This is a genomic window from Roseovarius sp. TE539 (assembly GCF_003298505.1).
GTDB lineage: Bacteria > Pseudomonadota > Alphaproteobacteria > Rhodobacterales > Rhodobacteraceae > Roseovarius.
On record NZ_QNGB01000006.1, the window covers coordinates 1 to 13,275 of the forward strand.

13 protein-coding genes and 1 pseudogene are annotated in these 13,275 nt (G+C 63.0%); 8 read left to right on the forward strand and 6 right to left on the reverse strand.

Annotation, left to right across the window (positions count from 1 at the left end):
• Positions 1 to 111, forward strand: a pseudogene (locus DQW77_RS18460) (IS5/IS1182 family transposase); the annotation flags it as partial.
• 13 nt (positions 112 to 124) lie between these two features.
• Here DQW77_RS18460 and DQW77_RS05615 read toward each other — a convergent pair.
• Positions 125 to 721, reverse strand: coding sequence for a histidine phosphotransferase family protein (locus DQW77_RS05615; RefSeq protein WP_113257224.1), 597 nt, complete (start codon positions 719 to 721; stop codon positions 125 to 127).
• A 33-nt stretch (positions 722 to 754) separates the two neighbouring features.
• On the opposite strand from DQW77_RS05615, the gene DQW77_RS05620 reads away from it, so the two are divergent.
• The 3 genes from DQW77_RS05620 (at position 755) to DQW77_RS05630 (ending at position 2,675) form a co-directional block, all read left to right on the forward strand.
• Positions 755 to 937, forward strand: coding sequence for a DUF3553 domain-containing protein (locus DQW77_RS05620; protein WP_113257225.1), 183 nt, complete (start codon positions 755 to 757; stop codon positions 935 to 937).
• Positions 938 to 1,062: 125 nt separating this feature from the next.
• Positions 1,063 to 1,842, forward strand: a complete 780-nt coding sequence (locus tag DQW77_RS05625) for a GNAT family N-acetyltransferase (protein ID WP_113257226.1) — start codon at positions 1,063 to 1,065, stop codon at positions 1,840 to 1,842.
• Complete coding sequence (locus tag DQW77_RS05630) at positions 1,839 to 2,675, forward strand: 1-acyl-sn-glycerol-3-phosphate acyltransferase (protein ID WP_258523712.1); 837 nt, start codon at positions 1,839 to 1,841, stop codon at positions 2,673 to 2,675. The genes DQW77_RS05625 and DQW77_RS05630 overlap by 4 nt, the downstream gene beginning before the upstream one ends.
• Here the strand turns inward: DQW77_RS05630 and DQW77_RS05635 are convergent.
• Positions 2,672 to 3,295 carry a thiamine phosphate synthase gene (locus DQW77_RS05635; RefSeq protein ID WP_113257227.1) on the reverse strand — a complete coding sequence of 208 codons (624 nt, stop codon included), beginning with the start codon at positions 3,293 to 3,295 and terminating at the stop codon, positions 2,672 to 2,674. The genes DQW77_RS05630 and DQW77_RS05635 overlap by 4 nt on opposite strands.
• Before the next feature lie 361 nt (positions 3,296 to 3,656).
• Here DQW77_RS05635 and DQW77_RS05645 point away from each other — a divergent pair, with 361 nt between their 5' ends.
• From DQW77_RS05645 to DQW77_RS05655, 3 genes are all read left to right on the forward strand, one after another.
• Complete coding sequence (locus DQW77_RS05645) at positions 3,657 to 4,403, forward strand: RNA methyltransferase (RefSeq protein ID WP_113257229.1); 747 nt, start codon at positions 3,657 to 3,659, stop codon at positions 4,401 to 4,403.
• 107 nt (positions 4,404 to 4,510) lie between these two features.
• Positions 4,511 to 5,653, forward strand: a complete 1,143-nt coding sequence (gene ctaA, locus DQW77_RS05650; protein WP_113257366.1) for a heme A synthase — start codon at positions 4,511 to 4,513, stop codon at positions 5,651 to 5,653.
• Between the two features lie 25 nt (positions 5,654 to 5,678).
• Positions 5,679 to 7,154, forward strand: coding sequence for a carboxypeptidase M32 (locus DQW77_RS05655; protein ID WP_181711204.1), 1,476 nt, complete (start codon positions 5,679 to 5,681; stop codon positions 7,152 to 7,154).
• Between the two features lie 9 nt (positions 7,155 to 7,163).
• Here DQW77_RS05655 and DQW77_RS05660 read toward each other — a convergent pair whose 3' ends face one another.
• On the reverse strand, positions 7,164 to 7,823 hold the full coding sequence (locus DQW77_RS05660) for a hypothetical protein (RefSeq protein ID WP_147094932.1): 660 nt from the start codon (positions 7,821 to 7,823) through the stop codon (positions 7,164 to 7,166).
• Between the two features lie 168 nt (positions 7,824 to 7,991).
• Positions 7,992 to 10,694, reverse strand: coding sequence for a DNA gyrase subunit A (gene gyrA, locus DQW77_RS05665; protein ID WP_113257232.1), 2,703 nt, complete (start codon positions 10,692 to 10,694; stop codon positions 7,992 to 7,994).
• A 233-nt stretch (positions 10,695 to 10,927) separates the two neighbouring features.
• On the opposite strand from gyrA, the gene DQW77_RS05670 reads away from it, so the two are divergent.
• A complete protein-coding gene (locus DQW77_RS05670; protein ID WP_113257233.1) occupies positions 10,928 to 11,197 on the forward strand; it encodes an usg protein in 270 nt (89 codons plus the stop codon).
• A gap of 19 nt (positions 11,198 to 11,216) precedes the next feature.
• Here the strand turns inward: DQW77_RS05670 and DQW77_RS05675 are convergent, their stop codons facing one another.
• The gene (locus DQW77_RS05675; protein ID WP_113257234.1) at positions 11,217 to 11,777 is read right to left on the reverse strand and encodes a YSC84-related protein; all 561 of its coding nucleotides are present in this window, start codon (positions 11,775 to 11,777) and stop codon (positions 11,217 to 11,219) included.
• A gap of 239 nt (positions 11,778 to 12,016) precedes the next feature.
• The gene (locus DQW77_RS05680) at positions 12,017 to 13,192 is read right to left on the reverse strand and encodes a patatin-like phospholipase family protein (RefSeq protein ID WP_113257235.1); all 1,176 of its coding nucleotides are present in this window, start codon (positions 13,190 to 13,192) and stop codon (positions 12,017 to 12,019) included.
• Positions 13,193 to 13,275 lie beyond the last annotated feature (83 nt).

A 13,275-nucleotide genomic window follows, 5' to 3' on the forward strand; every position in this document is an offset into this window, starting at 1 on the left:
TTTTTCAATAAGATCAAACGCTTCCGCAGGATCGCATTGCGTTGCGAGAAATCCGTCAGCTCATTCAAAGCCTTCGTTGATCTCGCATGCGCAATGGCTTGGATCAGCTAAATGCAGACGCCGCCTAGAACTCGATTCGAACGCCGTTGCCGGTCGGGCTGTGCGAGGCGTGGCGTCCGATTTCCGCCAGCAGGGCTGGGAGGAGCGCGAATTGTACCTTCGAGGGTGAAAGCTCCGGCGGGGCCGGCCGTCCATCCAGCAGGTCCCAAAGCGCCTGTGTATGTTGCGGATGCGTGCCTTGGGCCGTGATCCGGACGGCCGCCCCGTTGCCTTCGGCAAGAAGGAGGCCCTGTGCCGGGATCGAGTCCGCGGCGCACATCATGGCCAGAAGGCAGGCCTGGGCGATTTTGCGCGGCAACGGTTCTTCGATGTGCCATTCCGCTTGCTGGGGGCCGTGATAGACACCGCCCAGGATGCTGCGCATGTCCGCGGCGCTGACAGGCTCCTCACCCGTGGTCTGGCCGAAGGCCAGCCGGAACAGCCTTACCCGGGCATCCGCCGCCGCGGCACTCTGGGACACCAGGGAAAGTTCCGGCCCCTCCCTTGCACCGGCCAGGGCCATCAGTTCCAGACCGTTGTTGATGGCGCCGATCGGGCTGATAAGGTCATGGCAGATTCGCGAGGTGATGAGCGCGGCGAATTTCCTGTCAGGATCGGTCATGGCCGGCCTGCAGGATCAGGCGAGGCCCGGTCGATGGACGATATGAACGCCATTCTGGAACCCGGTATGCGGGTTGAGCATCCGCAGAACCCGGATTGGGGCGTCGGGCAGGTACAGTCCAATGTCGCCGGCAAGATCACGGTGAATTTCCCCGAAGTCGGCAAGGTTGTCATCGACGGCGCGCGCATCGCGCTTCTGCCCGTCACTGATCCATGATCAAGGTTACCATATGATTAATACAACCTGAAGTGGTGTATTTCTCATTGTCAGGGCCGGGCCGTCGTGTTGCTTTCGACGCCCCGCTTCCATAGAACCTGAACAGGCGTAGCCCGGGAGGGGCGATGGAACGCAACGATCCGCAATTCGTTGTCAGGCTGGCGGCCGGCATGTCCGAGATCCGCGCGGCCCAACGGTTGCGCTACCGGGTTTTTGTCGAGGAACTTGGTGGCGACGGACCTCTCGTCGATCATGGTGCGCGGCTGGAGCAGGACAGGTTCGACCCCGATTTCGATCACCTTCTCTTGATTGATGAAACGCGCGGACCGGACCCGATGGACAGCGTCGTCGGCGTTTACCGGCTTCTGCGGGACGATCAGGCGGCGCGGCTCGGGCGCTTCTATTCCGAGGATGAGTATGATCTGTCGGTTCTCAAAACGTCGGGGCGCCGGTTGATGGAACTCGGGCGCTCCTGTCTTGACACGACGTATCGTGGCGGACCCGGCATGTATCACCTGTGGCAGGGGCTGGCCCGCTATGTAGCCGAACACCGGATCGGTATTCTTTTCGGGGTTGCCAGTTTCCATGGCACCGATCCCGGCGCGCTGGCCAGCCCGCTTTCGTTGCTTCATCACAGGCACCTTGCGCCCGAGCACCTTCGGGTCCGGGCGCTGCCGGACCATTTTCAGCGCATGGACCTTCTGCCAGAAGACGCGCTGGACCGCCGTAGGGCGATGCTGCAGGTGCCAGCGCTGATCAAGGCCTATCTGCGCCTCGGGGGCGCCGTCGGGGAAGGGGCCTATGTGGACCGGGAATTCAACACCACGGATGTCTGTCTTGTCATGGATACCGAGCGATTGAGCAAGATCCGGCGCAGCATCTATGCGGGGAGAGCGGAGGTGTGAGCTTCACGTGGTCCCCGGATGATGCACCGCCCGAGGTGCGGATCACCGTGGCCGGCTGGCTACGCGCGGGAAGCCGGATGATGGCCATGTGCGTGATCCTCTTGACGGGTGTGCTCGTGACCGCCGCCCTGCGCCCGCCCGAAAGCCTCCTGTGCGGCCTGCGGCGTCCGGTGACACCTTATATAACCCAGGCGGTTTGCCGCGCGACACTCGTGGTTCTGGGACTCGCGCACCGCATGGAGGGCCGTCCGATGCTCGGGGCCGGGGCGGTGGTGGCGAATCATTCCTCGTGGCTCGATATCTTCGCTTTGAATGCGCGCAAACGGGTCTATTTCGTGTCCAAGTCCGAGGTGGCCGGATGGCCGGGAATCGGGCTTCTGGCGCGCTTGACCGGAACCGTTTTCATCGATCGGGATCCAAGGCAGGCTCGTCGGCAGACAGAGATTTTCGAGGGTCGGTTGCAGGCCGGACACCGGCTGCTTTTCTTCCCCGAGGGCACCTCGACCGACGGTCTGCGGGTCCTGCCGTTCCGGTCAACGCTGTTTCAGGCATTCTTTGCGGAAGGGTTGCGCGACCATCTGCGGGTCCAGCCGGTGAGCGTGATCTATCAAGCACCGCGTGGGCAGGATACACGATTTTACGGCTGGTGGGGAGACATGTCCTTCGGCAGCCACATGCTGAAAGTGCTGTCGGCTGCGCGGTGCGGTGCGGTGACGGTGGTCTATCATGCGCCGGTGGACGTATCGGATTTTCCGGGCCGAAAAGCGCTTGCGACGCATTGCGAAGCTGCTGTGCGCGCGGGCATGCCGCCAGAACGTCGTCTCGCAGATTAACCGCGAAGCCCTGCTATCAACGCCCCGAGCGCCGACGCCGGATCATCGGAGGACCAAATTTCCGTCCCGACACCGAAAAAATCCGTCACCGGGGCCAGTTCGGCGACCAGATCAGGGGTCAGCCCCCCCTCGGCCACGACCGGCAATTCGATCATTTGCGACCACCATTCAAAAAGTTCGGCCTCGGCGCGGCGCCCGTCTCCAAGCGTGGTTTCACCCACCGGTCCGAAGCTCACGTAGTCCGCTCCGGCCTCACCGGCATTCATGCCATCGTGGCGCGACGCGCCGCAATGTGTCCCGACGATCGCATCGCGACCCAGCGTTTTGCGTGCCGCGCGCACCGAGCGGGCGGCATCATCCAGATGCACCCCGTCCAGGCCCAGGCGTTCCGACAGCATCACATGGCTGGAAATGACCACGGCAACGTCGCGGGCATGGGCGACCTCGCGGCAAGCGTCCGCAATGCGCGCGATGCGGTCCTCGTCATGGCTGGAGAGGGCCAGTCTGAGGCAGGCGATTTCATGCGCGTCGAGAACCGCTGCCAGAAGGGCGGGAAAGCGTACCAGTTCGGGGTCGGGCGGGGTGATCAGGTAGATCTGCGGTTGCTCGGTTTCGGCCATCGCGGCGTTCCTTCTGGGTGGTCGCGCCCCTATACCGGGGAAAGGCCGGAACGTCTACTTCGGCGGCAGGCGTCCGGCGTTCGCCGCCGCCATGGACGCCACACACCATGTTGCCGTTGAGCAGGAAAGCGATCCCGCCGAACATCTTCTTTTCGCTGATCCCGTCCCGTGCGCCAAGGTCATCACGCATCACCTCGGCAAGTCCCTCGTCATAGGCCATACGCCGTCTCCGTCTCGTTCGCCGGGGAGGCAATAGCAGGCTTTCGCGTCATGCGGGAGACAGCGAAACCGAAGAATGCGCGCGCGGGACTTTCCCGCGCCCTGATCCTCGCATAAGAGACGCATGTCGAGGGAGAGACGGATGCCGACAGACATCAAGCAACCAGCCTTCGTGCTGGTGCGTCCACAGATGGGCGAGAATATCGGTGCGGCAGCGCGCGGCATGTGGAATTTCGGGCTGGACCGGATGCATGTCGTCGCCCCGCGCGACGGCTGGCCCAACCAGAAGGCCGTGGCGATGGCCAGCGGCGCCGGGAGGCTGCTGGACGAGGCGGTTCTGGCCGAAGATACCGCCAGGGCGTTGGCGCCGTTCACCCATGTCTTCGCCACCACGGCACGCGCGCGCGGCTTGACCAAGCCGGTCCTTTCACCGGAGGGCGCCATGCAGCAGACCGCGAGGCTGATCGCCGAGGGCGGGCGCGTGGCGGTGGTGTTCGGCCCGGAACGCGCGGGCCTGGAGAACGAGGATATCGCGCGCGCCAATGCCGTCATCAACGTGCCCGTGAACCCGGATTTTCCCAGCCTGAACCTGGCACAATGCGTGTTGCTGACGGCCTATGAATGGCAGCGCGCCAAAGGGTCCGCGCCGCTGGAACGCATGGAACTGGCCGGCTCCGACTGGGCCAGCAACCTGGAGATCGAGAAGCTGGCAACGCATTACGAGGAGCGCCTTGAAACCGCCGGTTTCTTCTTTCCCGAGCAGAAGGCGGCGGGGATGAAGCTCAACCTGCGCAACCTGTGGTCGCGTTTACCGCTGACCCGCTCCGACGTGCAGATGCTCCATGGTGTGCTGAGGCAGATGGTGCGGTGGAAGGAACGGGACGAGTAGCGCGCGGCGTGAGAGGCCCATATGACGAGGCGTCGAAACGCTCCGTGGCGCTTGAAGGCGCGCGCGGCCCGATCTACTTTCGCGGTTGCAAGGCAGGAGAAGGCTGGATGAGCAACAAACGCAACATTTTCGAAGAGGTCGGCGACGAGACGCCCGAGGCCACGGGGCCGTCGGGCGGCCTTATCGACAGCGGCCGGCGCGGGGCGCGCCGGGCAGTCCGCATCTGGCTGATGGTCCTCTTTGCGCTGGTCGTTGCGATGATCGCCGTGGGCGGGCTTACCCGGTTGACCGACAGCGGGCTTTCGATCACGGAATGGAAGCCGGTGACGGGCGCCCTGCCACCGATGAGCGACGCGGCCTGGCAGGCGGAATTCGAAAAGTACAAGAAAATCCCGGAGTTCCGGCTTCAGAACTCGTGGATGACCATGTCGGACTTCAAGGTGATCTACTGGTGGGAGTGGGGCCACCGGCAGCTGGGCAGGTTGATCGGGCTGGTCTGGGCGGCCGGACTCCTGGGGTTCCTCGTGCTGCGCCGGATTCCCGCGGGCTGGACGGGGCGGCTCCTGTTGCCGGGTCTTCTGGGCGGCGTCCAGGGGGCCATCGGATGGTGGATGGTTTCCTCGGGGCTTTCGGGGGCCATGCTTGATGTCGCCTCGTACAGGCTGGCGGTGCATCTGGGGCTCGCCTTCGTGATTCTCGGGCTGATTGCATGGTATGTCTTTCTACTGGGGCGTGAAGAGCGTGATCTCATGCAGGCCCGTCGCAACCGTGAGACGCGGTTGGTCAGGCTGTCGACGGGTTGGCTGCACTTCACCTTCGTTCAGATCCTGATCGGGGCTCTGGTTGCCGGTATCGACGCGGGACGCGGTTATACCGATTGGCCGCTGATGGCCGGGGCGTTTCTGCCGCCGGACATCTGGGTGCTGGATCCGTGGTGGCGAAACCTGTTCGAGAACCCCGGGACCGTACAATTCATCCACAGGATGACGGGCTATCTGCTTTTGATCTTTTCCGTTGTCGTCTGGCTCAGGGGAAAGGGCAGTGCCCATCGGGCCACGCGACAGGCTTTCAACATGGCGTTTGTGGCGTTGCTGGCTCAGATCGTGCTGGGTGTCGTGACCGTCATGACCGCGGCGCCGTGGCAGGTGGCGATCCTGCACCAGCTTCTGGGTGTCGTCGTCTGGGTCTTGATTCTGCGGACGCGGTTCCTGAGCCGTTATCCGATGTCGCAATCTGTGAGGGACCAGTGAAATGAATGTTTCCGATAGCGCGGCATTGTCCGCTTACGAGGATCTGATGGCACATGAACGCCGGACCCAGGCGCTGGACCTGGTGGCCGGACGTCTCGCCTGGGACCAGCAAACCATGATGCCGCAGGGGTCCGCGGCGCAACGGGCCGAAGAAATCGGCGCCCTCAGGGCAATGATTCATGCAAGGCGGACTGATCCGCGTATAAGTGAATGGCTGGAACGCGCGGAGCCCGATACGCTTGATGAGGTGGCACGCGCACAGACGCGCCATATCCGGCGAAGTCATGAGCGATTGTGCCGGGTGCCGGGCGATCTGGCATCGGCACTTGCCAGCCTGGCCAGCCGGGCACAGGGGCAATGGGCCGATGCCCGCGCCGCGGATGATTTCAAAGGGTTCGCTCCGGTTCTGGAACAGGTCGTTGCCCTGAAGCGCGAGGAGGGCGCGGCGCTTGCGGATGGCGGAGACGTCTACGATGCCCTTCTTGACGATTTTGAACCCGGCGCGAGCGCGGAGGGTATAGACGCCTGCTTTGCAAGAATGCGGCCCGGATTGGTTGCGCTGCGGGAGGCGGCATTGGATGGGGTCGAGGCGCCGCCCCTCAGGGGCCGGTTTGACGAGGCTGCGCAGCTGACGCTGGCGCGGAAACTGGCGATCGCATTCGGGTATGACATGGATCGTGGTCGTCTTGACAAGGCGGTTCATCCATTTTCCAGCGGGTCGGGCACGGATGTGCGCATAACCACCCGCTGCAGCCCCGATGATCCATTCAACTGCCTCTACTCGACGATTCATGAAACCGGGCATGCCTGCTATGAGCAGGCGGTCATGGCCGATTACGCCTTCACGCCGGTCGGGCGGGGCGTCTCGATGGGGGTTCATGAAAGCCAGAGCCGCCTGTATGAAAATCAACTGGGCCGGTCCCGCCCCTTCTGCCATTGGCTTTACGGGCAGATGCGTGACACCTTCGGAGATCCGGGCGCACCGGACGAAGAGGCCTTTTATGCCGCGGTCAACCGCCTGCATCGTGGTTATATCCGCACCGAGGCGGACGAGGTTCAGTACAACCTGCATGTCATGTTGCGATTTGACCTGGAGCGTGCCCTTGTGTCCGGTGATCTGGCCGTGAATGATCTTGAGGCGGCCTGGAATGATCGCTTCGAGGCCGATTTCGGCTATGAGGTGCCGCGTGCCTCGTTGGGATGTCTGCAGGATGTTCACTGGTCGGTGGGGCTGTTCGGATATTTCCCGACCTACACCCTGGGCAATATCTATGCCGGGGCCCTGCACGAGGCGTTGAGACGGGCGGTTCCGGATCTCGATTCGCATCTGGCGCAGGGTGACCCCGGGCCGGCCACGGCATGGTTGCGGGAAAACGTGCAGCGTCATGGCGGGCTGCACGAACCGCGAGACCTTATCGAACGCGCGTGCGGCACGACTGCGGACGAGGGGCCGCTCATGGGTTATCTATCGGATAAATTCGGCACTCTTCACCGCGGCTGAATGACCGGCTCAGATCTTGACGAAGATGTTTTCGTCGTTGCTTGCCTGCGTGCCGCCAGTATCCGCGGGCCTCTCGCTCGGCCAGGCGGCCCTCTCTTCCCCGGATCCATCGTCATCCGGCGCACCGGGCTCATTCGCGGCCCGGGTTCCGCCTGTCGCAAGCGCGGCCCGGATCTCGGCCTGAAGGGAGCGCCTGGCCCGTTCCCCGAGAGCGGTGCGTTGCGGACGGACGGTGCGTGAAACGATGGAGGCTTCACGCTCGGCCTTGGCGGTGATGAACGAATAGGACATCATCACCGCGCAGACGAGCGTCAGATCGCGCCAGAAATCCGAAATGTTGTTGATCTCGAAGGCGAGGAAATTCTGGATCAGGCTGGATGTGAAAACAAACAGGGCCAGCATCAATCCGGTCAGGCGCAGCGTGACGCCGATCATGAAAGCGACACTCAGCCCCAGCAATAATGCGGACCCGATCAGATCGGCACTCTCGGGACCCAGGACCGTCGCGAACAGGGCGCGCTGGTCAACGCCAGAGATCAGATCAAGCGAAACGGCGGTGAAATACGATCCGATGACAACCCGGATGATGTTCTGCCCGGTCTGGTTGATCCAGCGTTCGTCAAGATGGTCCACGGTAGTCACCCCGGTCAGTTCCCTTGCGGTCAACATGGCGGGAGAGTCACCCACCTGCACGGCCGAACGAACGACCGGCGCGACATGCAGGATCGCGCTCAAATTCGTCAGAAATGGTGCGGCGGGATGGTGAAAACGGGCTGGAACGAGACAATTTGTGGCCTGTCGGGAACGAGGCTTGCTGTCCGGGTCCTTTCGGTGGCGTCATGTGTCGTTGGCGCTGTCGTCTCCGGTCTCGTCGCCCCCTTGTTCGGCGATCCAGGCCACGCTGACCACCTCTTCTCCGGCCCGGGTGTTGAAAACCTTCACACCGCCCGCGCTGCGTGACCGGAAGGATATGCCGTCGACCGGAACGCGGATCGACTGTCCGCGCGATGTCGCCAGCATGATCTGATCATCCATTTCGACCGGGAAGGACGCTACCAATGGCCCGCCCCGCATCGCCCGGTCAGTGGCCTGGACGCCCAGCCCGCCGCGCCCGCGCACCGGGTAATCGTGGCTTGAACTCAGCTTTCCGGTGCCCTTGGCCGTGATCGTGAGGATCAGGTTTTCGGCGGCTGACATTTGAGCATAGCGTTCAGGGGAAATGGAGCCGCCCTGCGTGCTTTCCTCATCCTCGGTTTCGGCCTCGTCCGCCAGGCCGGCCACTGCGCGGCGCATCTTCAGATATGCCGTGCGTTCATCCGAGGTGGCCTCGAAATGGCGGATCACAGACATGGATACCACCCTTGCGCCATCCTGCAGGCGAATGCCACGGACGCCGGTGGATTTGCGCCCCTTGAACACCCGCACCTCTGTCGTGGGGAAACGGATGGCCCGGCCGGAATCGGTGACAAGCATCACGTCATCGTCTTCCGAGCAGATCCGCGCGTTGACCAGTTCGACACCCTCGGGAAGTTCCATCGCGATCTTGCCGTTGCGCATGACGTTGGTGAAATCCGAAAGCGCGTTGCGGCGCACATCCCCGGCGCTGGTGGCGAAGACGATCTGGAGTTCTTTCCACTCCTCTTCCGGCCGATCGACAGGCATCACCGCTGCGATCGATACGCCGGAAGGGATCGGAAGGATATTGACGATCGCCTTGCCACGCGAGGTGCGCCCGCCAAGCGGCAGCCGCCAGGTCTTGAGCTTGTAGACCATTCCGTCGGTGGTGAAGAACAGAAGCTGGGTATGGGTGTTGGCAACGAAAAGCGTGGTGACCACGTCCTCGTCCTTGGTCGCCATGCCGGAAAGGCCCTTGCCGCCGCGTTTCTGGGCGCGGAAATCGGCCAGGGCGGTCCGTTTGATGTAGCCCCCCTGGGTGATCGTCACGACCATATCCTCGCGCTCGATCAGATCCTCGTCTTCCATGTCACCGGACCAGTCGACGATCTCGGTCCGGCGGGGCACCGCGAATTTTTCCCTCACCTCGTGCAGTTCGTCCGAGATGATCGCCATGATCCGGTCCCGGCTGGCGAGGATCGCAAGGTAATCCTTGATCTTTCCCGCAAGCTCGCGCAACTCGTCGGTAACCTCGCGCACGCCCAGCTGGGTCAGCCGCTGGAGCCGCAGGTCGAGGATCGCGCGGGCCTGGGTTTCGCTGAGATTGTAGGTGCCGTCCTCGTTTGCCCGGTGCTTGGGATCGTCGATCAGGGCGATGTATTCCAGGATGTCTTCGGCCGGCCAGCGGCGGGTCATCAGCTTTTCGCGGGCTTCCGCGGCATCGGCCGAGGCGCGGATCGTCGCCACCACTTCATCCACGTTCGAGACCGCGACTGCGAGCCCGCACAGGACATGGCTACGCTCGCGCGCCTTGCGCAGCTCGAAGGCGGTGCGGCGCGCCACAACCTCTTCGCGGAACGAGATGAAGGCAGTCAGGAACCGGCGCAGGGTAAGCTGCTCCGGCCGGCCGCCGTTCAGGGCGAGCATGTTGCAGCCAAAGGATGTCTGCATCGGGGTGAATCGGTAAAGCTGGTTGAGGACCACATCAGGGGTCGCATCGCGTTTGAGTTCGACGACCACGCGCACGCCGTTGCGGTCACTTTCGTCCTGCACGTGGGCGATTCCCTCGATCTTCTTTTCGCGGGCGGCCTCGGCGATCTTCTCGATCATCGCGGACTTGTTGACCTGGTAGGGGATCTCGTCAATGACGATCGCATAACGGTCCTTGCGCAGTTCCTCGATCCGGCTGAGCGCCCGGATTATGACACTGCCGCGTCCTTCCAGATAGGCCTTCCGTGCCCCTGACCGGCCAAGCATGATGCCCCCGGTGGGAAAGTCGGGGCCGGGAATGTGGGTGATGAGCTGGGCCGAATCCAGATCGGGATCGTCTATGAGGGCCAGTGTCGCGTCGATCACCTCGCCAAGGTTGTGGGGCGGGATGTTGGTGGCCATGCCGACCGCGATGCCGCCGGCGCCATTGACCAGCATGTTGGGAAACCGGGCCGGCAGGACCGTCGGTTCCCGGTCCTTGCCGTCATAGTTGTCCTGAAAGTCGACGGTGTCCTTTTCGATATCGGCCAGAAGGGCCTGCGCGGGCGCATCCATGCGGACTTCGGTATAGCGCATCGCCGCGGGATTGTCCCCGTCCATCGAGCCGAAATTGCCCTGGCCGTCGAGGAGTGGCAGCGACATGGAGAAATCCTGCGCCATCCGCACCAGGGCGTCATATATGGCGCTGTCACCGTGGGGATGATACTTGCCCATCACGTCACCCACCGGACGCGCGGACTTGCGGTAGGGCTTGTCATGGGTGTTGCCGGTTTCGTGCATCGCATAGAGTATGCGCCGGTGCACCGGCTTAAGACCGTCACGCAGGTCCGGAATCGCGCGGGAGACGATCACGCTCATCGCGTAATCAAGGTAGGACGCCTTCATTTCCTCTGAAATCGAAATGGAGGGACCGTCATACACGGGCCGTTCGGGCATGTTTTCTTCAGGATTTTCAGGAGGTTGTGGAGTATCGCTCACGTTGCTGCCAGTCCCGCGCATATGTTCTACATCTTGTTGTCCGGACTATATCAGAGCCTTGATGTTGCCTGCAATGGCTACCGCGCGGAGCGATTGGCAGCCACCTGGGCCCCGTGATAACATATTGTTTTCATTGCAAAGTAATTCCAATCGGGCATCATGGGACGGAGCAGACAACAGGAGGTTCGAGAATGGAGCGGTCCGAAACAGAATTGATGCTCAAGGGCTATGGCCTGACAACGGCGGAATTCCTTTACCACATGCCGGACCATGCGCATGTGCTGAATACCTTCATCTGGCAGGAATATGATCTCGCCCCGGACCATCCCCGTCTTTTCGAGTTCATTGAATTCTGGCAGAACAAGATAGACGGACCGCTGCACTCGGTTCGCTTCAGTCACCGCAAGCAGGTTGCACCGGGGGAATGGCGCAACATGATCGGGGAATTCACCGTACACTGATCGTCGTGTGGCTGCCGGTTCAGGGTATGATGCGGGTGTATTTCATCCCTTCCAGCGAAACGCCCGCAAGCAGCCCCGCCTGACCGAAAATCACTGCCACCACGGGCGCGATCGAGGTCGTGGTTTCGGCGCGCAGGTTCTCTGCCACGTCGCGGAACACGTACTCGATATCCGCCCCTGCGGCCCAGCCGGAAGACCGGCGGAACCCTTGAAGCGCGTCCTCTGTCATGAAGAAAAGGACATGCGCGAATTGCTGCGCCCCGATCTGCAGGCCGAAACTGCCTTTCGTGGCCGAGTAGTAATCGACGGTCGTGTCGTTGATCCTGAGCGCCCCGCGGCCATACCCGCCACCAAAGCCGAAACCCGCCTCTGTCATCAGCGGCATGACCAGCATGCCCGCCGATTTGTCCGCAAGGGTCCGGGTGTTGGGATAATTGGAATAGAGGTAGTTCACGGTCGCATCGACACGCGCGTCGATCTTCTGGGGGCCCCTGCTGCCGACGCCATTGCCGCAACCGGCCAGAACCGGCACGCCCGCAAGAGCACCAAGGGTGAATCCGCGTCTGGTTATGTTGTTCATGATATTTGCCCGTCTCGTTGCCTGACATGCCCGCCGGTCTGTTCCCCGACCGTTTTCGACGTAACTATAGAGGCGTGGTCCTTGACTGTCACGAAGGATTGTCGCGATGGCAATATCCTGCGCACACTGCCGCCACGATGAACGGGGCTCGACGCGCTGCTATAGCGTGTTGCATTCAATCGGAAACGGTCCGGAGACGGGCACGCGTCCGCCCGGGCGCCGATCCGGAGCAACCCGGCCTAACCGCCGCGTTCCGCCGTGTCCTCACAGCCCGGGCGATCGAAGAAGGCGCGCACTTCGTCCGCGCGCCGCATCGTGTCATCATAGGCAAGGTCGATCAGGGCGCCGATATACCCCGGCTCGAAAAGAAGGTAGCTGATCAGCCGGCCGTTGCTTCCCCAGCTTCCCAGGCTGCGCAACAGAAGGCGGATCGTGGTGGGCATTTCCTGCATGTGCTCGGCCGCGATGTCGCGCAAGTCGCGGGACGGTTCCAGCATCAGGGTGTCGATCACCCTCAGGTCCGTTTCCTGTCGGGCATCCTCGGGAAGAAGCGCGAGGGTACGGTTGACACGGTTCAGCCGCTCAAGATCCGCGTCGAGGTTGTCGTTGAAGAGGATGTCCAGGGCATGCCCTGCCATCTCACCTATGGATGGATATTCAGGGGCGCCGCCCGGGCCGTCCACGGGGTCCAGGCTGTCGCGTGCCCCGATCACCAGCAGGCGGTCCGCCCCGACCCTGATCGCGGTGGAAAAGGGGGCGGTCAGACGCAGCGCCCCGTCGCCGTAATACTCGTCGTCGATACGCACGGCCGGAAACATGAAGGGCAGGGCGGACGACGCCATGAGATGGGGCACACCGATTTCCGTGCGCCGGCCATGACGGCGGGCGCGGTCCCATTCCTCGATATCCGGCGCTCCCTCGAAGAAGCTGATCGCCTGTCCGCCGCCATAGCTTGAAGCGGTGATGCACAACGCCCGCAGCGCGCCTGAATCGATGGCGCGCCTAAGTCCGTCCCGCCCGTATTCGCGGTTCAGCAGATTACCCAGTGGTGCATTGTCCAGCAGCGCGCAGGGGTTGCCGACACCGAGCCCCCCGAGGGCGAGTGTGAACAGCCAATGTGCGCTTGTGGCCATGATCGCCCGCATGCGGGTATCGTAGATCGATGAACAATGAAGGCCGCGCCAGACCGTTTCCAGACGGGCCACGCCACGGCGAACATTCTGCGCGGAGGCGGCCAGAGGGGCCGCGTTGATCGCGCCCACTGATGTGCCGCAGATGATCGGGAATGGCGCCCGTTCGGGGGCGGTCAGTTTGGCGATCGCCTTCAGCGCGCCGATCTGGTACGCGCCCCGGGCGCCGCCACCCTGAAGGACCAGCCCGGTTCGGGCACGGCTTTGACGGAGCCTGTCAGGCATCGCACCCTCTGTCAGGCCGGGCAAACGCGTCTCTGCTCCCCTGTGCGGGTGTTTGGGTGCCCGGCAGGTGGCCGTTTCCGACC